This is a genomic window from Bacillus sp. COPE52 (genome assembly GCF_003355115.1).
Lineage (GTDB): Bacteria > Bacillota > Bacilli > Bacillales > Bacillaceae_G > Bacillus_A > Bacillus_A toyonensis.
The window spans coordinates 3,757,693-3,777,484 of record NZ_CP031292.1; the positions used below are offsets into that span (position 1 = coordinate 3,757,693).

The 19,792-nt window shown below is 35.8% G+C and carries 22 protein-coding genes; 13 read left to right on the top strand and 9 right to left on the bottom strand.

Translation table 11 applies throughout. The features are described from left to right. The first annotated feature begins 15 nt into the window (after positions 1-15). The 3 genes from DPQ31_RS18905 to DPQ31_RS18915 all read left to right on the top strand — a co-directional run bounded on the left by DPQ31_RS18905 (position 16) and on the right by DPQ31_RS18915 (position 3,009). On the top strand, positions 16-1,146 hold the full coding sequence (locus DPQ31_RS18905; RefSeq protein WP_208730876.1) for an N-acetyldiaminopimelate deacetylase: 1,131 nt from the start codon (positions 16-18) through the stop codon (positions 1,144-1,146). Positions 1,147-1,393: 247 nt separating this feature from the next. Further along, positions 1,394-2,260 (top strand): hypothetical protein, encoded by an 867-nt coding sequence (locus tag DPQ31_RS18910; protein WP_001167326.1) that lies wholly within the window; start codon positions 1,394-1,396, stop codon positions 2,258-2,260. 83 nt (positions 2,261-2,343) lie between these two features. After that, positions 2,344-3,009 (top strand): potassium channel family protein, encoded by a 666-nt coding sequence (locus DPQ31_RS18915; RefSeq protein WP_001290442.1) that lies wholly within the window; start codon positions 2,344-2,346, stop codon positions 3,007-3,009. 38 nt (positions 3,010-3,047) lie between these two features. Here the strand turns inward: DPQ31_RS18915 and rnjA are convergent, their stop codons facing one another. After that, positions 3,048-4,715, bottom strand: coding sequence for a ribonuclease J1 (rnjA, locus tag DPQ31_RS18920; protein WP_000670378.1), 1,668 nt, complete (start codon positions 4,713-4,715; stop codon positions 3,048-3,050). A gap of 4 nt (positions 4,716-4,719) precedes the next feature. Then, the gene (locus DPQ31_RS18925) at positions 4,720-4,932 is read right to left on the bottom strand and encodes a DNA-dependent RNA polymerase subunit epsilon (protein ID WP_000576438.1); all 213 of its coding nucleotides are present in this window, start codon (positions 4,930-4,932) and stop codon (positions 4,720-4,722) included. 546 nt (positions 4,933-5,478) lie between these two features. On the opposite strand from DPQ31_RS18925, the gene DPQ31_RS18930 reads away from it, so the two are divergent. Beyond that, positions 5,479-6,252, top strand: coding sequence for a Cof-type HAD-IIB family hydrolase (locus DPQ31_RS18930; RefSeq protein WP_000998284.1), 774 nt, complete (start codon positions 5,479-5,481; stop codon positions 6,250-6,252). Between the two features lie 62 nt (positions 6,253-6,314). Here DPQ31_RS18930 and def read toward each other — a convergent pair whose 3' ends face one another. Then, the gene (gene def, locus DPQ31_RS18935) at positions 6,315-6,869 is read right to left on the bottom strand and encodes a peptide deformylase (RefSeq protein WP_208730877.1); all 555 of its coding nucleotides are present in this window, start codon (positions 6,867-6,869) and stop codon (positions 6,315-6,317) included. 166 nt (positions 6,870-7,035) lie between these two features. Further along, the gene (locus DPQ31_RS18940; protein ID WP_000274562.1) at positions 7,036-7,182 is read right to left on the bottom strand and encodes a YjcZ family sporulation protein; all 147 of its coding nucleotides are present in this window, start codon (positions 7,180-7,182) and stop codon (positions 7,036-7,038) included. 514 nt (positions 7,183-7,696) lie between these two features. Here DPQ31_RS18940 and pdhA point away from each other — a divergent pair. The 4 genes from pdhA to lpdA all read left to right on the top strand — a co-directional run bounded on the left by pdhA (position 7,697) and on the right by lpdA (position 12,594). Beyond that, positions 7,697-8,812, top strand: a complete 1,116-nt coding sequence (pdhA, locus tag DPQ31_RS18945) for a pyruvate dehydrogenase E1 component subunit alpha (protein WP_000536896.1) — start codon at positions 7,697-7,699, stop codon at positions 8,810-8,812. A gap of 3 nt (positions 8,813-8,815) precedes the next feature. Beyond that, on the top strand, positions 8,816-9,793 hold the full coding sequence (gene pdhB, locus DPQ31_RS18950; protein ID WP_000068166.1) for a pyruvate dehydrogenase complex E1 component subunit beta: 978 nt from the start codon (positions 8,816-8,818) through the stop codon (positions 9,791-9,793). Positions 9,794-9,886: 93 nt separating this feature from the next. Next, positions 9,887-11,176: a pyruvate dehydrogenase complex dihydrolipoyllysine-residue acetyltransferase gene (pdhC, locus tag DPQ31_RS18955; RefSeq protein ID WP_000863414.1), complete on the top strand. Its 1,290-nt coding sequence runs from the start codon at positions 9,887-9,889 to the stop codon at positions 11,174-11,176. Between the two features lie 5 nt (positions 11,177-11,181). Further along, positions 11,182-12,594 (top strand): dihydrolipoyl dehydrogenase, encoded by a 1,413-nt coding sequence (lpdA, locus tag DPQ31_RS18960; protein ID WP_000260104.1) that lies wholly within the window; start codon positions 11,182-11,184, stop codon positions 12,592-12,594. 97 nt (positions 12,595-12,691) lie between these two features. Here the strand turns inward: lpdA and DPQ31_RS18965 are convergent, their stop codons facing one another. Together DPQ31_RS18965 and DPQ31_RS18970 are read right to left on the bottom strand one after the other, a co-directional pair. Then, positions 12,692-13,909 (bottom strand): DHHW family protein, encoded by a 1,218-nt coding sequence (locus tag DPQ31_RS18965; protein WP_208730880.1) that lies wholly within the window; start codon positions 13,907-13,909, stop codon positions 12,692-12,694. A gap of 13 nt (positions 13,910-13,922) precedes the next feature. Continuing rightward, positions 13,923-15,317 carry an MBOAT family O-acyltransferase gene (locus DPQ31_RS18970; protein ID WP_208730881.1) on the bottom strand — a complete coding sequence of 465 codons (1,395 nt, stop codon included), beginning with the start codon at positions 15,315-15,317 and terminating at the stop codon, positions 13,923-13,925. A gap of 268 nt (positions 15,318-15,585) precedes the next feature. On the opposite strand from DPQ31_RS18970, the gene DPQ31_RS18975 reads away from it, so the two are divergent. Beyond that, positions 15,586-15,813, top strand: a complete 228-nt coding sequence (locus tag DPQ31_RS18975; protein ID WP_000705227.1) for a hypothetical protein — start codon at positions 15,586-15,588, stop codon at positions 15,811-15,813. 1 nt (position 15,814) lies between these two features. Here the strand turns inward: DPQ31_RS18975 and DPQ31_RS18980 are convergent, their stop codons facing one another. Then, entirely contained in the window at positions 15,815-16,207 is a 393-nt protein-coding gene (locus DPQ31_RS18980; protein WP_001163290.1) for a DUF1885 family protein, read from the bottom strand. A 134-nt stretch (positions 16,208-16,341) separates the two neighbouring features. Here DPQ31_RS18980 and DPQ31_RS18985 point away from each other — a divergent pair, with 134 nt between their 5' ends. From DPQ31_RS18985 to DPQ31_RS19000, 4 genes are all read left to right on the top strand, one after another. Continuing rightward, a complete protein-coding gene (locus DPQ31_RS18985; RefSeq protein WP_000462031.1) occupies positions 16,342-16,638 on the top strand; it encodes a DUF3055 domain-containing protein in 297 nt (98 codons plus the stop codon). A 194-nt stretch (positions 16,639-16,832) separates the two neighbouring features. After that, complete coding sequence (locus DPQ31_RS18990; protein ID WP_000536778.1) at positions 16,833-16,961, top strand: GapA-binding peptide SR1P; 129 nt, start codon at positions 16,833-16,835, stop codon at positions 16,959-16,961. 59 nt (positions 16,962-17,020) lie between these two features. Next, the gene (locus DPQ31_RS18995) at positions 17,021-17,149 is read left to right on the top strand and encodes a GapA-binding peptide SR1P (protein ID WP_000536788.1); all 129 of its coding nucleotides are present in this window, start codon (positions 17,021-17,023) and stop codon (positions 17,147-17,149) included. Between the two features lie 45 nt (positions 17,150-17,194). After that, positions 17,195-17,323: a GapA-binding peptide SR1P gene (locus tag DPQ31_RS19000; RefSeq protein WP_000536785.1), complete on the top strand. Its 129-nt coding sequence runs from the start codon at positions 17,195-17,197 to the stop codon at positions 17,321-17,323. Positions 17,324-17,360: 37 nt separating this feature from the next. Here the strand turns inward: DPQ31_RS19000 and DPQ31_RS19005 are convergent, their stop codons facing one another. Both DPQ31_RS19005 and speA read right to left on the bottom strand, forming a co-directional pair. After that, complete coding sequence (locus DPQ31_RS19005; protein WP_208730883.1) at positions 17,361-18,191, bottom strand: protein-glutamine gamma-glutamyltransferase; 831 nt, start codon at positions 18,189-18,191, stop codon at positions 17,361-17,363. Between the two features lie 75 nt (positions 18,192-18,266). After that, positions 18,267-19,739, bottom strand: a complete 1,473-nt coding sequence (speA, locus tag DPQ31_RS19010; protein ID WP_000084886.1) for an arginine decarboxylase — start codon at positions 19,737-19,739, stop codon at positions 18,267-18,269. Between the last annotated feature and the right edge of the window lie 53 nt (positions 19,740-19,792).

The following is a 19,792-nucleotide window of genomic DNA, read 5'->3' on the forward strand; positions in this document are numbered from 1 at the left end:
GATAGAGGTGCAAAAATGACAGTAAGCAAATTTGTCCAAGTTCGTAGAGATTTACACAAAATCCCGGAAATTGGATTTAAAGAGTGGAAAACACAACAGTACATTTTAGAGTATATAGAAACACTTCCTAACGAATATTTGGAAGTGAGAACATGGAAAACAGGTGTAATTGTTAAAGTAAATGGGAAAAGCCCAGAGAAAATAATAGGTTATCGTGCAGATATAGATGGTTTGCCAATAACAGAGGAAACTGGATACGAATTTGCTTCTGTACATAAAGGAATGATGCATGCATGTGGACATGATTTGCATACAACAATTGGTCTAGGCCTCCTAACAGCAGCTGTGAGTGAAAGAATAGATGATGACCTTGTGTTTCTATTCCAGCCGGCAGAAGAAGGCCCAGGTGGCGCTCTTCCTATGTTAGAAAGTGAAGAGCTAAAAGGATGGAAGCCTGATATAATTCTTGGTCTTCATATTGCACCAGAATACGCTGTAGGAACAATTGCGACAAAAGAAGGTCTGTTATTTGCGAATACATCAGAATTATATGTTGATTTAAAAGGAAAAGGTGGACATGCGGCTTATCCACATACTGCGAATGATATGATTGTTGCAGCCAGTCACCTTGTTACACAACTTCAATCCGTTATAAGTCGTAATGTGAATCCTCTTGACAGTGCGGTAATTACAATTGGAAAAATAACAGGTGGTACAGTTCAAAATATTATCGCAGAAAAATCTCGTTTAGAAGGAACGATTCGAACATTATCAGTGGAATCAATGAAGCGTGTGAAAAGCAGAATTGAGGCAATTGTTGCAGGTATCGAAGCTTCTTTCCAGTGTGAGGCGATTATAGATTACGGAGCAATGTATCATCAAGTATATAACCACGAAGAGTTAACGAGAGAGTTTATGCAATTTGTACATAAACAAACTGATATGAATGTTATTACATGTACTGAGGCAATGACAGGTGAAGATTTTGGTTATATGCTTCGAGAAATCCCTGGATTTATGTTTTGGCTTGGAGTAAATTCAGAATATGGTTTACATCATGCGAAATTAAAACCAGATGAAGAAGTGATTGAAAAGGCAATTACATTTTTAAGCCAATATGTAAAGTGGAAAGGAAATAGAAAATAAAACTTCCGCTTTCTTGAAGGTTCCAAAAAACTTTTTGTTCTGAGGTGTAAGTAACGCTCGTATAGATTGATTTTAGACATTTACATACAAATGAAAGAATTAAAGTTAATTGTACTGTTTTAATAATGAGCAGGGGGTTTTAGCCACTGCTCATTATTAATTATTTGACTAACTTATATATGTTTACTTTTAGTATGAAAAGTGTGTAAAATCAATGTGAAACATAGAAAAAAGGGTGGGGAATTACGTGCAAATTAGCAGTGCGATTTTATGTTTCGTCTTATATGCGTATGTTATTATTGCGGCGGTTTATTTTGGAATAAGTTTTTATGCCTATCGTCTAGTAGATAATAATGAATATGACGAAACATACAAATGGGTGAAGAGGTATTTATCACCTGTACTAGAAATTATGAATGGGTTTGTGCTCTTTTTATTTATTGGATTAATTGCTTTCTCAACGAGTTTAGTAGGGAATAAAACTACATTATTTGTACTAGGTATCATTATTTTTATGCTGCTAGGTATACGAATTGGTAATACGGTCTTTTGGAATGAAAGAAAAGTAGATGGTTGGACGGGAATGTTAATCCCGTGTATGCTAGCTGCAATCGTGACAAATATAGAGCATGAATATTATCAATTACACTTTTGGCTTATTATCGTTTTAACGATTCTTTCTGTTTTGTATATAAGTACAGTAGTACTAACATACATTGCATATGAAAAAGGAGATGTTCAAGGTACCCGCTTCTTTAGAGGGCGAGCACTATTCTGGAGTGTGCCAACAATGGCGGTTATCGGGATTATTGCGATATTAGTGAATGGATACCAATTTTCTAATTGGCAACTGTTGTTAGAAAATTGGTGGATTTTCATCGTTTCATTTATTGCTTTTTTAGGCGCAACGCATTATTTATTCCATCAACATCATTACATATGGGCGCTTGTATTTGCTTTTACGCAGCTTCTATTTGCTTTTTTCGGCCAAGAAACGTTATTGTTCGTTTTTGAAACATTTAGTTCGTTTGGAAATATATTTGTATTTGGTATGTTACTTGTTGGTATCGCCTTTTATTTACAACAATATTTTTATATACAAAAACAAAAATAAGTATGATTTACACGTTTTTGTGACGTATATAAAGTATGTTACAATGAAAATACATAGTACTTGAAGTTATTGGAGGAATTCCTGTGAGTGAGAAAGAAAAAGAATTTGCTGTCATCGGGCTTGGGCGTTTCGGTGGAAGTATTTGCCGAGAACTAGCTCAATTAGGTATGGAAGTAATGGCAATTGATTCAGATGAGGATAAAATTAATGAGTTTGCAAATATAGCTTCACATGCTGTAATTGCAGATTCAACAGATGAGATGGTATTGAAAAGTCTCGGCATTCGTAATTTTGATCATGTAGTCGTTGCTATTGGAGATAATTTAAATTCAAGTATTTTAACAACGTTAATTTTGAAAGAGTTAGGTGTAAAAAATATTACTGTAAAAGCTCAAAATGACTATCATGAAAAAGTATTAAGTAAGATAGGTGCAGATCACATTGTACATCCAGAGCGTGATATGGGAAAACGGATTGCTAATAATATTGCATCAAGTAATGTATTAGATTATCTTGAGCTTTCAGATGAGCATAGTATTGTAGAGATTATTGCAAATAAAAAAATTGATGGGCACTCTTTAATTGAATTAGATATTCGTGCGAAGTTTGGATTGAATATTGTAGCAATTAAACGTGGTAAAGAAGTTATCGTCTCTCCTCGAGCTACGGAAAATATTCAAGCGGGGGATATATTAATTGTAATTGGTCATGATGACGAAGTAGATCGTTTTAAACACTTTTTAAGATAAGAGAAAAGGACAATGCCATGAAGGCATTGTCCTTTTTCTTATATTTCCATAATGATTGGTAAAATCATTGGGCGACGTTTCGTTTTTTCGTACAGGAATGGTGCTAATGTGTCTGTAATCTCATTTTTAATTTCAGACCATTGTGTTGTTTTACGTTCCATTACTTTTTCTAAATGTGTTGTAATCAATGTTTGAGCATCGTTAATTAAATCGCTGCTTTCACGCATATAAACGAAACCACGCGAGATGATATCAGGTCCTGCTGCAACTTTAAATTCTTTCATATCAATGCTTACAACTACAATTACAAGCCCTTCTTCAGAAAGGATGCGACGATCGCGTAATACGATATTACCGATATCTCCAATACCATTTCCATCAATATAGACAGAACCAGATGGAATTTTTCCAGCTACACTTGCTTCATCTGAACGCAAGGCAAGAACATCTCCGTTATCCATGATGAAACAGTTCTCTTCTGGAATACCGCAATCATTCGCTAATTTCATATGCATACGTTGCATACGATATTCACCATGAATTGGCATGAAATACTTTGGTTTAATTAGACGTAGCATTAGTTTTTGCTCTTCTTGTCCGCCATGTCCACTCGTATGAATGTTTGACAGCTTGCCATGGACTACATTAGCACCAGCACGATACAACATGTTAATTGTACGACTTACACTAATTGTGTTACCAGGGATTGGTGAAGAAGAGAAAACAACTGTGTCGCCAGGAATAATTTGAATTTGACGATGAGTACCATTCGCAATACGGGAAAGTGCTGCCATTGGTTCACCTTGACTACCAGTACATAAAATAACCACTTTATTAGCTGGTAGGCGGTTTAGTTGAGATGTGTCTATGAATGTATCTTTTGGACATCGGATATACCCAAGGTTTTGTCCAATCTCGATAGCTGCTTCCATACTTCGACCAAATACAGCTACTTTACGATTATTTTCAACAGCAGCCTCAACAACTTGTTGTAAGCGATGGATATTCGATGCAAAGGTTGCGAAGATAATACGACCTTCTACTTTGCGGAATATATCTTGAATACTATCGCCAACACGGCGCTCAGACATCGTAAAGTTTGGAACTTCACTGTTTGTACTGTCAGATAAGAGACAAAGTACACCGTCTTTTCCGATTTCAGCCATTTTTGTTAAATCTGCTGGCTCACCGACTGGTGTGAAATCGAATTTGAAATCACCTGTATGAACGACTTGTCCTTGAGGTGTTTTCACAACAACTCCGTATGAATCCGGAATACTGTGAGTTGTACGGAAGAAGGAAACAGATGTCTTTTTAAATTTAATAACATCATCTTCTTGAATTTCATAAAGCTTCGCTTTACGAAGTAATCCGTGCTCTTCTAATTTGTTTTTTATTAGTGCAATTGCTAATTTTCCACCGTAAATTGGAATGTTTACTTGACGTAATAGATAAGGGATTCCACCGATATGATCTTCGTGACCATGTGTAATGAATAATCCTTTAATTTTATCTTCGTTTCGCACAAAATAAGTGTAATCAGGTATTACATAATCGATCCCGAGGAGTTCGTCTTCTGGAAATTTAATTCCAGCGTCAATTATAATAATTTCATCTTGAAATTGAACAGCATATGTATTTTTACCGATTTCACCAAGACCACCGAGAGCAAAAACGGCAACTTGATCATTTTTTAGAAATTTCATATGGCTATACAATCTCCGCTAATACTAAATCAGCGTTTTGTTTTTCATATTCAAGATGAGCGCCAGTAACAGACTGAACAAACTCGATATTATATGCGAACTTATTTAATTTTTTACGAACATCCTTTTCAGACGTAGCCTCTAAATATACAACTTTTGTATTTTCACGTACTGGGACCTCAGTTAATTTTTCTTGATAAAATACTTTAAAAATCATTTGGAAAACCTCTCCTTGTCTATGTTTTGCATTATCTGTTACTTATTATAAAGCAAACAGTCACGATTTTCATGTTTTTTCGAATGAGAATGAAGAAAAAGCCCGAAATGGGCATAATTTAAGCGATTGTCTTCTTCCGGACTAAATCGTTTAAATAACGCTTAAGCTTTTTCTTCAGCTTCTTCAGCATGATTACTCCTTCCTTTCCTTATTCTAAACATGCATATTACTAGTGAAAACTCTATCTCTGACATAAGAAAGAGGGGAAAGTGAATGGAAAACCTTGTCCTTTCTCATACAGTGAAAGTTATTCTATAGTAACGATTAGTAGCCGTTAGTTATAGATATAGTATGAGGAAGAATGGACAAGAAAATTCATTAGAACAAGTATTCACCCTTTTTACTAATATATATATGCATGTTTCATAAATAAGGTCAGAAAGTGAACGCTTTCTTCACAGATGTTTAATATGTTATACTTTTTTTTAGAATTTGAAAAGCGATTATCAAAATAGGAGTAAAGAGTGCCAGAAAGGGTTTTGACAAATGAATGATAAAATTGTCTTTTTTGATATTGATGGAACATTATTAGATCACGATAAAAAAATTCCGCAATCTACACGAGATGCAGTAAGACATTTGCAGGAAAAAGGGGTGCATGTAGCAATTGCGACAGGACGCGCACCGTTTATGTTTGAAGATATTCGTAAGGAACTCAATATACATAATTATGTTAGTTTTAATGGACAGTATGTTGTCTTTGAAGATGAAGTAGTATTTAATAATCCGTTACACCCAGCTGCCTTGCATAAGTTTACTCAGTTTGCAAAACAAGAAGGATATCCACTTGTATATCTTGATCATCAAGAAATGAGAGCGACAGTGGAATATCATGATTATGTGAAAGAAGGTTTTGGAAGCTTGCAGTTCGAGCATCCGGCATATGAACCTGATTTTTACGAAAAACGCGATATTTATCAAACGCTTCTTTTTTGTGAAGTAAATGAAGAGGAAAAGTTTATTAATCAATATCCAGATTTTCATTTTATTCGTTGGCATGCGTATTCAATGGATATCATTCCTAATGGTGGTTCTAAGGCAAAAGGGATTGAGAAGTTCATTGAAAAATTAGGATTTAGCCGTGAACAAGTGTATGCATTTGGGGATGGTTTAAACGATTTAGAAATGATTGAAGCAGTTGGGACAGGCATTGTGATGGGGAATGGTCATGAAGATTTGAAAAAACTTGCAAATCATGTGACAAAGGATGTAAGTGAAGACGGTATATATCATGGATTAAAATGGGCTGGCTTGTTATAAGTAAATATGGAACCCATTTCATAAAATAAAGGGGCGGGAGATTAATTCCCGCCTTTTTATTATTAGCGCTCTAAAGGTTTTGAATCATCAGGAGCGGCAAAAGGATTTTCTTTATTGATATGGTCATAGAACATAACACCATTTAAATGGTCAATCTCGTGCTGGAATACGATTGCTGGTAAACCTTTTAAACGTAATTTTACTTCTTCTCCGTTAATAGAATTCGCTTTTACTGTAATTCTTGTATAACGAGGAACATAACCAGGTACTTCGCGGTCTACAGATAGACAGCCTTCACCACCCTGTAAATATGTACGTTCAACAGAATGGCTAATGATTTTTGGATTGAATAATGCATGGCTATATAATGTACCGTCCGCATCGGTTACATGAACTGCAATCATTTTTTTTGAAACACCGATTTGCGGAGCCGCTAATCCGATTCCAGGGCGTAAACTATATTTTTCAGCCATTTCAGGATCTTGGCTATTTATTACAAATTCAATCATTTCTTTTAAGGTAGTTGTATCTTTTTCGCTTGCCGGTAATGACACCTCTTCTGCAACGTTGCGCAAAATAGGATCTCCTTCGCGAATAACATCTTTCATTGTAAGCATATGTAATCTCTCCTTTCCTCTTTAGTCTACCAAAGGAGATGAGAAAAGTCATCGGCAAGTAAGGGTAACTATTTGCAAATCGTTCTTCTATAGAGGAGTTATGTATGAGATAAAAAGAAAAGACGGCAAAGCCGTCTGTTTCTTTCCATAGTTGTTTCATTTTACATTAGCGAATGCAAGCAGCACCAACGATAATTAAAAGGATAAACAACACAACGATTAAGGCAAAGCCGCGTCCAGATCCGCCACAAGAACCGCCATAACCGTAGGAAGGATATGAACAAGTTGGATAGCAATATGAGTATCCGTACATGAGATGACCTCCTTTTTCATTTCCCGCTAATACTGCGGTTACTATAATGTATGGAAGAGAGGGGAGAAATGTATAGGTATTTACCTAAAAAAGGAAGGATAGTTTGTATATTTTTGTTACGAAGAGAGAAAAACTAAAGAGAATTAAATCGTTTACATATTATTCTAAGAGAAAAAATAAGTGAAAAAGGGAATAATATAACAGTAGGTCAACGCTTACTAATACAGATGTAAAAAATAAAAACACGTTTGTGTAGTAGAAACCTGCATATTATTTATAAAAAAACGTATTCAAAGTAATTGACATCGTAATTAGAATAGTTGTAAACTAAAAAACGTGATCAAGATTGTATTAATATGTTTCTGAAAAAACATTAGTACAGATTGTTAGGTACACAAAATTATTCTCAACCGACAGATAAACATGTTGGTTTACATCGTTGCGCTTTTTAAACTGGAAAATAGCCAGTGAAAGCGTTTCAGAATATGGTTCAAGAGAGGAAGAGGTGAACGGAATGGGTACTAAAACAAAAAAGACCCTATTTAATGTTGATGAGCAAATGAAAGCTATCGCAGCTCAATTTGAAACATTACAAATTTTAAATGAAAACGGTGAAGTTGTGAATGAAGCAGCTATGCCTGAATTATCTGATGATCAATTAAAAGAATTAATGCGTCGTATGGTGTATACTCGCGTATTAGATCAACGTTCTATTTCTTTAAACCGTCAAGGACGTTTAGGTTTCTACGCACCTACAGCTGGACAAGAAGCTTCTCAATTAGCGAGTCATTTCGCACTTGAAGCAGAAGACTTCATCTTACCAGGATACCGTGATGTACCACAATTAGTATGGCACGGACTTCCATTATATCAAGCATTCTTATTCTCTCGTGGACACTTCATGGGTAACCAAATGCCTGAGAATGTAAATGCATTAGCTCCACAAATCATTATCGGTGCGCAAATCATCCAAACTGCTGGTGTTGCGTTAGGTATGAAACTACGTGGTAAAAAATCTGTTGCAATTACTTACACTGGTGACGGTGGTGCTTCACAAGGTGACTTCTACGAAGGTATGAACTTTGCGGGTGCATTCAAAGCTCCAGCAATCTTCGTTGTTCAAAACAACCGTTATGCAATCTCTACTCCAGTAGAAAAGCAATCTGCAGCTAAAACTGTAGCACAAAAAGCAGTAGCAGCAGGTATTTACGGAATTCAAGTAGACGGTATGGATCCATTAGCTGTATACGCAGCAACTGCTTTCGCTCGTGAGCGCGCAGTAAATGGCGAAGGCCCTACTTTAATCGAGACTTTAACATTCCGTTATGGTCCACATACAATGGCTGGTGATGACCCAACTCGTTACCGTACAAAAGATATCGAAAACGAATGGGAACAAAAGGATCCAATCGTACGCTTCCGTAAGTTCTTAGAAACTAAAGGCCTATGGTCTCAAGAAGTTGAAGAGAAAGTAATTGAAGAAGCAAAAGAAGATATCAAACAAGCAATTGCTAAGGCTGACCAAGCTCCAAAACAAAAAGTTACTGATTTAATGGAAATCATGTACGAAAAAATGCCTTACAACTTAGCTGAACAATATGAAATTTACAAAGAAAAGGAGTCGAAGTAAGCCATGGCTCAAATGACAATGATTCAAGCAATCACTGATGCTTTACGCGTTGAAATGAAAAATGACCCTAACGTACTTGTGTTTGGTGAAGACGTTGGTGTAAACGGCGGTGTATTCCGTGCTACTGAAGGTTTACAAGCTGAATTCGGTGAAGATCGTGTAATGGATACTCCACTTGCAGAGTCTGGTATTGGTGGACTTGCAGTTGGACTTGCACTTGAAGGATTCCGTCCAGTTCCAGAAATCCAATTCTTCGGTTTCGTTTATGAAGTAATGGATTCAATTTCTGGTCAATTAGCTCGTATGCGTTACCGTTCTGGCGGACGTTGGACTGCTCCAGTAACAGTTCGTTCTCCATTCGGTGGCGGTGTTCATACTCCTGAACTACATGCTGATAGCTTAGAAGGATTAGTGGCTCAACAACCTGGTCTAAAAGTTGTTATTCCATCTACTCCATACGATGCAAAAGGTCTTTTAATCTCTGCGATTCGTGACAACGATCCAGTTATCTACTTAGAGCATATGAAATTGTACCGTTCATTCCGTCAAGATGTACCAGAAGGTGAATACACAATTGATTTAGGTAAAGCTGATATCAAACGTGAAGGTACAGATGTATCTGTTATCGCTTATGGTGCTATGGTTCATGCTGCATTAAAAGCTGCTGAAGAACTTGAAAAAGAAGGTATCTCTTTAGAGGTTGTTGACTTACGTACAGTTCAACCATTAGATATCGAAACAATCATCGCTTCTGTTGAAAAAACAGGCCGCGTAGTTGTAGTTCAAGAAGCTCAAAAACAAGCTGGTATTGCAGCTAACGTTGTAGCGGAAATTAACGACCGTGCAATCTTAAACTTAGAAGCTCCAGTTGTACGTGTTGCAGCTGCTGATACAGTATTCCCATTCTCTCAAGCTGAGAGCGTATGGTTACCAAACCATAAAGATATTGTTGAAGCTGTTAACAAAGTAATGAACTTCTAATTTTTAGTTTTTCATGTGCAAAAGAAATCAGCACATGCTGGTTTCTTTTGTACATATTCCATAATAATGAAATGAATCAGGGGGCTGAATTCCGTGGCATTTGAATTTAAACTACCAGATATCGGTGAAGGTATCCACGAAGGTGAAATCGTAAAATGGTTTATTAAACCAGGCGATGAAGTAAATGAAGACGATGTACTTCTTGAAGTACAAAATGATAAAGCAGTAGTAGAAATCCCTTCTCCTGTTAAAGGTAAAGTACTTGAAGTACTTGTAGAAGAAGGAACAGTTGCAATTGTAGGAGATACATTAATTAAATTTGATGCTCCTGGATACGAAAACCTTAAATTTAAAGGTGACGATCATGATGAAGCTCCAAAAGCTGAAGAAGCAGCAGTAGAAGCTCCAGCAGCGGAAGCTACTCCAGCAGCAACTGCAGAAGTAGTAAATGAGCGCGTTATCGCTATGCCATCTGTTCGTAAATATGCTCGTGAAAAAGGTGTAGATATTCATAAAGTAGCTGGATCTGGTAAGAACGGTCGCGTTGTGAAAGCTGACATCGATGCATTTGCAAATGGTGGACAAACTGTAGCAGCAACTGAGGCTCCAGCAGCAGTAGAAGCTACTCCAGCAGCAGCGAAAGAAGAAGCACCAAAAGCACAACCAATCCCAGCTGGTGAATATCCAGAAACTCGTGAGAAAATGAGTGGTATCCGTAAAGCGATTGCGAAAGCAATGGTTAACTCTAAGCATACAGCTCCTCACGTAACATTAATGGATGAAGTTGATGTAACTGAGCTTGTTGCTCACCGTAAGAAGTTCAAAGCTGTTGCAGCTGACAAAGGTATTAAATTAACTTACCTTCCGTACGTTGTTAAAGCTTTAACATCTGCATTACGTGAATACCCAATGTTAAACACTTCTTTAGACGATGCATCTCAAGAAGTAGTTCACAAACATTACTTCAACATCGGTATCGCAGCTGATACAGACAAAGGTCTATTAGTACCAGTTGTTAAAGATACAGATCGCAAGTCTATCTTCACTATTTCTAACGAGATCAATGATCTTGCTGGTAAAGCCCGTGAAGGTCGTTTAGCTCCAACTGAAATGAAAGGTGCTTCTTGCACAATTACAAACATTGGTTCTGCAGGTGGACAATGGTTCACTCCAGTTATCAATCACCCAGAAGTAGCAATCCTTGGTATCGGCCGTATCGCTGAGAAGCCAGTTGTGAAAAATGGTGAGATCGTTGCAGCTCCAGTATTAGCATTATCTCTAAGCTTTGACCATCGTTTAATTGACGGCGCAACTGCTCAAAAAGCATTAAACCAAATTAAACGTCTATTGAATGACCCACAATTATTAGTAATGGAGGCGTAATAACAATGGTAGTAGGAGATTTCCCAATTGAATTAGATACAGTCGTTGTTGGTGCAGGTCCTGGTGGATACGTTGCGGCAATTCGTGCAGCACAATTAGGTCAAAAGGTAGCAATCATTGAAAAAGCTAACCTTGGTGGCGTATGCTTAAACGTTGGATGTATTCCTTCAAAAGCGTTAATCAATGCAGGTCATCGTTATGAGAATGCAATGCATTCTGATGACATGGGTATCACTGCAGAGAACGTAAAAGTTGACTTTACAAAAGTTCAAGAATGGAAAAACGGCGTAGTTAAGAAATTAACTGGCGGTGTTGAAGGCCTTCTTAAAGGTAATAAAGTTGAAATCATTCGCGGTGAAGCTTACTTCGTAGATGCTAACACATTACGCGTAATGACTGAAGATGCAGCTCAAACGTATACGTTTAAAAATGCTGTTCTTGCAACTGGTTCTACACCAATCGAAATTCCTGGATTCAAATACTCTAAACGTGTTATCAACTCTACAGGTGCTTTAAGCTTACCTGAAATTCCTAAAAAACTTGTTGTAATCGGCGGCGGTTACATCGGTATGGAATTAGGTACTGCATATGCTAACTTCGGTACAGAAGTTACTGTAGTAGAAGCTGGCGACGAAATCTTAGCTGGTTTTGAAAAAGCAATGAGCTCTGTTGTTAAACGTGCTCTTCAAAAGAAAGGTAACGTAAATATCCATACAAAAGCTATGGCTAAAGGCGTTGAAGAAACAGAAACTGGCGTAAAAGTTAGCTTCGAAGTTAAAGGTGAAATCCAAACTGTAGAAGCAGATTACGTATTAGTAACTGTAGGTCGTCGTCCAAACACTCAAGAAATCGGTCTTGAGCAAGTTGGAGTTAAAATGACTGACCGCGGTATCATCGAAATCGATGAGCAATGCCGTACAAACGTACCAAACATCTATGCAATCGGTGATATCGTTCCTGGACCACCATTAGCTCACAAAGCTTCTTACGAAGGTAAAGTAGCTGTTGAAGCAATTAGTGGCCATGCATCAGCTATCGATTACATCGGAATTCCTGCAGTATGCTTCACTGATCCAGAATTAGCATCTGTTGGTTACACTAAGAAACAAGCTGAAGAAGCAGGAATGACTGTAACTGTATCTAAGTTCCCATTCGCTGCAAACGGTCGTGCGTTATCATTAAACAGCACTGACGGTTTCCTACAACTTGTAACACGTAAAGAAGATGGTCTTCTTGTAGGTGCTCAAGTTGCAGGCGCAGGTGCTTCTGATATTATCTCTGAGATTGGTTTAGCTATCGAAGCTGGAATGACAGCTGAAGATATCGCTCAAACAATCCACGCTCACCCAACATTAGGTGAAATCACAATGGAAGCAGCTGAAGTTGCTCTTGGAATGCCAATTCACATTGTAAAATAATAAAAAAACGTCTTCTAAATTTAGAAGACGTTTTTTATGTATGTGTTATATGAATAGAAAAACAAGAGGTGAATCGGAATGATTCACCTCTTGTTTTTTATTCTTTATTTTCAAATTGATACATTTGTTTACTTGTACTAGTGTCATTATAAAGAAATAAGACGATATCAGCATTTAGTTTTTCAAGATCTTGTTTAATATTTTTACTTGCCCCAAATCGTGGATCAATAAAAGTTGTTTGTTCGAATTCTTGTGCGAATAAAGGATAAGTTGCATCTGCATAAGAATCTTTAATAATGACAGCATGCAATTTACTTTTTGCATTTGGATTTAAGATGTTAATCTGTGAATAGTCTGTTTGATAAACCGATGCATAGTCTGGTGAAAGCTTCTTTTTGTTCACTGCAAAGAATTCTTTCATCGGTATTTTACTTGTTTCTTCTGATTTTGGACCGAGATAGACAGTATAATTATCCCACACATTTGGGTTTTCTTTTAAATGTACATATGGAATTGTTTCAGGTGTTTTTATTAATTTGTATAATTGTCTATTCCAACTACCGATAAATTGTCCATTAGGTTCTTCTATAGTGGTTTTATAATCATCTCGATTAACAACATTTCCTGTAAATACTTTAGAGTGATTAGCAATGTAATTCATTGTTTGTTCGTATGCATAAAACGCACCTTTCATATTCCAATGGTGATCCGTTTTAAAGTATAGTTCTTCTAATTGTTCGTGAGTAAATTCTTTTTGAATAGCAGGTAGAACATCAATAAATGGAAAATTTATTTTCTGTAATTCTTGTACAAAATAATCACGATGTTTTTGATCATACCCACGATCTACATATGGTGGGTACTTATACGAAAATGTCGTTAGTTTACTTGGAGCTAACAGGAAATAAAATTCTGTTTTTGTAAATTGATTTCTTAAGTTGTCTAGTTCACTTACAGATTGTTTTATTTGATCACGCATATCAATATTTGTAGGTGCAGACAAAATGAAACCGTCATCTGCGACGAAATTATTATTTACAAAAGTGCGATTGAATTTTAATTGCAACTTTGTGTAAGTTTCAATAAATTTATCTCGTGCGGCAATATGATCTGTAAAGTGTAATTCAGTATCTTTGAAATATTTTCCGGATTTTATAGTATCCATAGTTAGGACTGGATCTAAAGCTAATTCTCTGTTTTCAAAATCAGAAAAACTTTTTTTATCCCAATATATTATTTTGGCTGTCCATATACACATCCCGAAAATAATAGCGAGAAATCCAGTGATTAATATACGATTAGTTAAATTTTTCATAGTTAGCCCTCCTTTAGAAGCGGAAGTAAATAAATGGATTGTAAGTTGCATTCGTTAAGTACATCATAGTAATGATTAAAACACTCAAATAGTAAAGTGGAGATAAAAGTACTATCTTTTTATTTACAAATAGAGTCTTGATCCAAGAGAAAATTGGAGCTGATGTCACTATTGCAAGTATAAAGATTCCCCAATAATTCATCACATAGAAATAACTAGTAATGTCAGTCAACGATCCATTTAATCCGAACATTGCTTGTAAAAATTTAGAACAGTAGCTAAAGTTGTCAGCTCTGAAGAAAACCCAACCGATAATCACTAAAAACAGCACGTATACATGTTGAATTGGCCACCATAATTTTTGCAAGATTTTCTCAAAACCGGATTTTTCCAAAGCAATTAAACATCCGTAATAGATACCCCAAATCATAAATGTCCAACTAGCCCCATGCCAAAAACCTGTTAGCGCCCATACTATAAAGAGATTACGATAGATTTTCCAGCTAGATACTCGATTGCCACCTAGTGGGATATAGACATAATCACGGAACCATGAACCAAGGGAAATATGCCAGCGACGCCAAAATTCAGAAATCGATTTTGATATATACGGATAATTGAAGTTTTCTAAGAAATCAAACCCGAACATTTTTCCTAATCCAATGGCCATATCACTGTAGCCTGAAAAATCGAAATAAATTTGTAATGTATAAGCGATCGCACCAATCCAAGCAGTAGATACGCTCATTGTTGCTGGGTCCATTGCAAATATTTCATCGGCAATAGCTCCCAATTGATTTGCAATCAAAACTTTTTTTCCTAATCCAAGGATAAAACGACGAATGCCTTCTGAAAACATATCAGCATTAACGGTTCTAACATGTAATTGATGAGCTATTGTGTTATACCGAACAATTGGTCCCGCAACTAATTGAGGGAAAATAGTAAAGTATAGCGCCAAATCAAACAGATTTCGCTGAGCCTCTACTTTTCTTTTGTAAATATCAATAATATAACTCATTGCATGGAAAGTGAAAAATGAAATCCCGATTGGTAATGGGATTTTTTCGAGTACAATGTTTGTATGAAAAATCCCGTTTATATTATCTACTAAGAAATTAGCATATTTAAAATATCCTAGTATAGCAATATTGATGACGATTGCTATAGTAAGAATGAGTTTTCTATTTGTATTAGATATTTGTCCTGTATTAAGCCATAACCCGAACCAATAGTTAATGAAAATAGAAAAAAGCATAAGGAAGACATATATAGGCTCTCCCCAGGCATAAAATAATAAACTAAATAACAAAAGAACGATGTTTTGTAATTCTTTACGTACTGAATAGTACACTAGAAGAATTGCAGGTAAAAAAAGACATAAAAAAAATAGGTTACTAAATACCATGTATCATTGATTCCTTTCTATAGTTAATCCAAAGGAATTATACCACGCTACTAATGGAATAATCTATATTGTAAGGAAAGAAAGAGAATGTAACGTAAAAAACGAGGAAGTTTTGGCATATAAAATAATTAAGAGCTTACATAAATGGTAGAAGATAAATCATAGAGTAAGTAGAAGCTTCAAATATTTTATACACGTAAAAGTTTGTTTTTAAAATAAGGAGAGGGATGGGCTGCACAATATAATAGAAGAAATAGGAGGTAACGCTATGAAAATTACGCTAGTTTCATTTTTACATCTAGTTTTATGGAGTGGATTTTCAGCAGTGTTATTATTGTCAAGTCGTGATAAACTTCATTATAAAATTTTTCTTTTTCTCATATTCTTTTATTTAGCGTATGTGATAGCGTATGTCATACTAAGTGCAAGGAGAAAAGCAATGCTTCTCACTTGCACGAATAGTATGATTTTTCTAATCGTTTATTTTTGTTTTTAAACTAACGTTTATAGAAATACATTATCCTTCCATTAAATAATTGTAATTCTCCTTCTAATTTCTTCGCTAGAAAACGGCAAAATTCATTTGCTTTCCCTTTATCACCAAATGTTGCATTAGAGGGTAAAGAAATTTGAATGAAAGATTGTTCATTTTCTATTCCAACACCGACATAAATTGAGTCATATCGATCATGACTGGATTGAAGTTTTAATGTTGTTGCTGATGTATCTAAAATTTCATAAGGAAAAGCGGTATTTGTATAAGCGTAATTAATTTGAACTCCGGTTTGGGAAGTAACTGTTTTATAGTACTGAAAAAGTTGTTTTATATCATCTGTTGAAACAGAGTGTTGATTGGATTTAGGTACAAGCGTAATAAAGGCATGTTGCATATAAGTTCCCCCTAGCTTAGTAGAATAATATCATTCTACAACCTACTGAATTTTTTGACAATTAAAAGGAGTATTGCTTTTTTTGTTTAATATTATGTATGAGTAGGAAAGGTGATGTAGAGAGGTGGAAACCAATGTTTGAAAAATTGTATGATGAACATGAAAGTGTGAAGGTACGATTTTTAGGATTTATGACACATGATACTCGTTATGACTTTGGGATTGTTTATACAAATATGTTTTTTGGAAAGCCACTCATTGTTTGTATGCAAACGGGAAGGTCTACTTTACTGGGACAAGATGATGTAGAAAATGTGCAATATATGCAGGAAATTTTCAAGTTAGGATCTCAAGAGGAAGCAGCGGAGTTAGCTCAGTTTTTTAAATTTCTCGTTCCATCTACTTCATTGCATGCAGAATATGAAGAATAATTAATTTGAAACAGTCGTACGTATAAATATGGCTGTTTTTTTGTGTTAATATCGCATACTAATTTAAAATTAAAATATTTAATGTGTTATACTAAAAACCTATTGACGTAAAAAGTATAACATATTAAAATAAAGACAGAAAGTTAAGCGGTTACAAAAGTTTTTGGGATTATAAACTTAGGGGGAAATGAAAAATGGGAACAATCGTATGTCAAGATTGTGAAGGTACAATTGCACACTTCGAGGATGAGAAAGTAACGGTACTTTACGGGAAATGTGGATCTTGCGGATGTGATCACACAGAGCATACAAAAGCCCAATAATTGATAGGACATGGACAACTGAAAGTTTTTAGGACCATAAACTTAGGGGGAAATGAAAAATGGGAACAATCGTATGTCAAGTATGCGAAGGAACAATCGCACATTTTGAAGATGAGAAAACGACAGTACTTTACGGGAAATGTGGTACAAATTGTGATTGTGCTAATAGAGATAATGCGAAAGCTTAATGATAAATAAGTAGATTACTATTAAAAATCAGGGGGAAATGAAAAATGGGAACAATCGTATGCCAAGTATGTGAAGGAACAATCGCACATTTTGAAGATGAAAAATCAACAGTATTATATGGGAAATGTGGATCTCATTGCGAATGTGACCATAAAGAACATACAAAAGCTTAATTATTAAAAAAAGCGCCTACATGTGTAGGCGCTTTTTTTAATAAATTGTAGTTGTATGGCCAACTGTAGCAACGATTGCATCATCTCTAATCGGAATAAACCCTATGGCTGTTTGTGGTGTGTTTGGAGAGGCGTATTGACTCATTATACGGCTATCAATACGAGTAATAGTATCGGTCAAAAAAGCTGAAATAAAAGCGTAAGGGACGCGTCGTTCATTTAATGAGTAGATAATTTCTTCTTTTGTTTTTACACCTACGCCATGTCCGTAAAAAAAGAAATTTCCTAGATAGATTGTGTTTTCTCCTTGCCACTCAATCGTAGCTGGATTCACTTGTGGGTTTTTAAAGTAAACGAGATCGCCAGGAACAAGGTCGCCACCTGTTTTTGTTATGAGTTTTAAATCTTGATCGTAGTCCCAAGTATAAAGTAAAAGATTTGCAAAGAGGCGATTGAAGGTTTCTTCCTCATACAATGATAGTAAAGCTTTGTAAAAAATAATTATCATAGCGGTTGCGCATTCAGTCCCATATAGTTTCCCGTTTTTGAAAATATCTTGTATGGCAATAGAAGGTGGTATATTTGGAAGTAGTTGGAATCCCCCTAAAGATGTTCTTTTCCAAAACTGGGGGTTGCAAAAGGATTGTTGAAACGTACGAAACTGAAATCCACTTTGAAAAAGTTCCAATGCAGATATAATAATATTAACTCGCAAATTTAATTCAAAGCTGAGTTCGTCAGCAGTTCGGAAGGAATAAACTTCTTGATTTCCTGCCATTATGGATAAAATTTGTTGCTTCTCAGCTGCAAATGGCTCATATTCATTTGTGATATAAGGGTGTACAATAGAACGACCTATTACAATCATAATGGTATCCCCACCTATACGTTACATTCTTTAGTAGCGTATGAAGAAAGGGAAAAAAGGTGAAAGAAAAGCCTATCAACTGATAGGCTTGTACTCTTTAATAACACGTAATGTTTGTAATGTCATATCTTCAGGACCTTGTACAGGTAAACCTGCTTCTAAATTTTTACGAATATACTCTAAGTTATCTTGTGTAATAATTTCCCCCGGAGTAAAGATTGGAATCCCTGGTGGATAAACCATAACAAAATCAGCTATAATACGACCTGCCGCATTTTCAAATGGAATGACTTCTGTTTCTGAATAAAAAGCATCTCGTGGAGAAAGTGCTAGCACCGGTATTTCTGGAATTTCTACTTGTACTTGAACACCTTTATCTGCCCTATTTCTAAATGTTTCCGCTAAATCTTGTAATGCTGCAATAAGCGTATTTGTATCGCTTTCTGTATCTCCAAAAGTGATAAGACATAGTATGTTGTATAAATCGGAGAGTTCTACTTCAATGTTATATTGCTCTCTAAGCCATACTTCAGCCTGATGGCCGGTAATACCTAAATCTTTCACAGACACAATTATCTTTGTAGGATCATAGTTAAAAGTAGCGTCTGTACCTAACATTTCTTTTCCAGGACAGTAAAGGTGCTCAATAGCATTTATAGCATCACGAACATGTTCAGCTAATTGTATTGTTTGTTCTATGAGCGCTGTTCCTTCTGTAGCAAGACGTTTTCTTGCTACATCAAGAGATGCTAATAAGATGTAAGAAGTTGATGTAGTCGTAAGCATGCTAATAATAGATTGAACATGTTTTACGTTCACAAGACCTTCTTTCACATTAAGAATAGAACTTTGAGTTAAAGAGCCTCCTAATTTGTGAACACTTGTTGCTGCCATATCTGCACCAGCTTGCATCGCTGACATCGGTAATTCATCGTGAAAATGAATATGAACACCATGAGCCTCATCGACTAGTACAGGGATATCGTACGAATGTGCTAATTGTACAATCTGTTCTAAGTCTGCAGCAAAGCCAAAGTAGGTTGGATTAATAACAAGTAAGCCTTTGGCATCTGAGTGTTCTTCAAGTGCTTTTTTGACAGATTGAATTGTAATTCCATGAGAAATACCAAGTTTTGGATCGATTTCAGGATGCATGAAAATAGGTTTTGCACCTGAGAAAATAATAGCTGACATTACTGATTTATGCACGTTTCGTGGTACTAGGATTTTGTCACCAGGACCGCAAACGCTCATCACCATTGTCATAATAGCGCCACTTGTACCTTGAATAGAAAAGAAAGTATGATCTGCACCAAATGCAGCAGCAGCTAAATCCTGTGCTTCTTTAATCATACCCTTTGGATGATGTAAATCATCGAGTGGCGCAATATTAATTAAATCAATTGCTAATGCGTTATGCCCAATAAATTCGCGAAATTCAGGATCCATGCCCTGTCCTTTTTTATGACCAGGAATATGGAATTGGATTGGATTTCGCTTACTGTGCTCAACTAAAGCGGTAAACAATGGTGTTTCGTATTGGGACAATCTATACACCCCTTCTTTTTTGTAATATTTATTAGAATTTGTTTTATATGATT

What these genes read in the sequence shown, in the direction of transcription:
- rnjA (WP_000670378.1), bottom strand. Translation starts at nt 4,715, where the DNA reads ATGAAATTTCTAAAAAATGATCAAGTTGCCGTTTTTGCTCTCGGTGGT.
- DPQ31_RS18990 (WP_000536778.1), top strand. Translation starts at nt 16,833, where the DNA reads ATGGGAACAATCGTATGTCAAGATTGTGAAGGTACAATTGCACACTTC.
- DPQ31_RS18905 (WP_208730876.1), top strand. Translation starts at nt 16, where the DNA reads ATGACAGTAAGCAAATTTGTCCAAGTTCGTAGAGATTTACACAAAATC.
- DPQ31_RS18995 (WP_000536788.1), top strand. Translation starts at nt 17,021, where the DNA reads ATGGGAACAATCGTATGTCAAGTATGCGAAGGAACAATCGCACATTTT.
- DPQ31_RS18940 (WP_000274562.1), bottom strand. Translation starts at nt 7,182, where the DNA reads ATGTACGGATACTCATATTGCTATCCAACTTGTTCATATCCTTCCTAC.
- DPQ31_RS19005 (WP_208730883.1), bottom strand. Translation starts at nt 18,191, where the DNA reads ATGATTGTAATAGGTCGTTCTATTGTACACCCTTATATCACAAATGAA.
- DPQ31_RS18965 (WP_208730880.1), bottom strand. Translation starts at nt 13,909, where the DNA reads ATGAAAAATTTAACTAATCGTATATTAATCACTGGATTTCTCGCTATT.
- lpdA (WP_000260104.1), top strand. Translation starts at nt 11,182, where the DNA reads ATGGTAGTAGGAGATTTCCCAATTGAATTAGATACAGTCGTTGTTGGT.
- pdhA (WP_000536896.1), top strand. Translation starts at nt 7,697, where the DNA reads ATGGGTACTAAAACAAAAAAGACCCTATTTAATGTTGATGAGCAAATG.
- DPQ31_RS18985 (WP_000462031.1), top strand. Translation starts at nt 16,342, where the DNA reads ATGTTTGAAAAATTGTATGATGAACATGAAAGTGTGAAGGTACGATTT.
- DPQ31_RS18975 (WP_000705227.1), top strand. Translation starts at nt 15,586, where the DNA reads ATGAAAATTACGCTAGTTTCATTTTTACATCTAGTTTTATGGAGTGGA.
- DPQ31_RS18925 (WP_000576438.1), bottom strand. Translation starts at nt 4,932, where the DNA reads ATGATTTTTAAAGTATTTTATCAAGAAAAATTAACTGAGGTCCCAGTA.
- DPQ31_RS18930 (WP_000998284.1), top strand. Translation starts at nt 5,479, where the DNA reads ATGAATGATAAAATTGTCTTTTTTGATATTGATGGAACATTATTAGAT.
- def (WP_208730877.1), bottom strand. Translation starts at nt 6,869, where the DNA reads ATGCTTACAATGAAAGATGTTATTCGCGAAGGAGATCCTATTTTGCGC.
- DPQ31_RS18980 (WP_001163290.1), bottom strand. Translation starts at nt 16,207, where the DNA reads ATGCAACATGCCTTTATTACGCTTGTACCTAAATCCAATCAACACTCT.
- DPQ31_RS19000 (WP_000536785.1), top strand. Translation starts at nt 17,195, where the DNA reads ATGGGAACAATCGTATGCCAAGTATGTGAAGGAACAATCGCACATTTT.
- pdhB (WP_000068166.1), top strand. Translation starts at nt 8,816, where the DNA reads ATGGCTCAAATGACAATGATTCAAGCAATCACTGATGCTTTACGCGTT.
- DPQ31_RS18970 (WP_208730881.1), bottom strand. Translation starts at nt 15,317, where the DNA reads ATGGTATTTAGTAACCTATTTTTTTTATGTCTTTTTTTACCTGCAATT.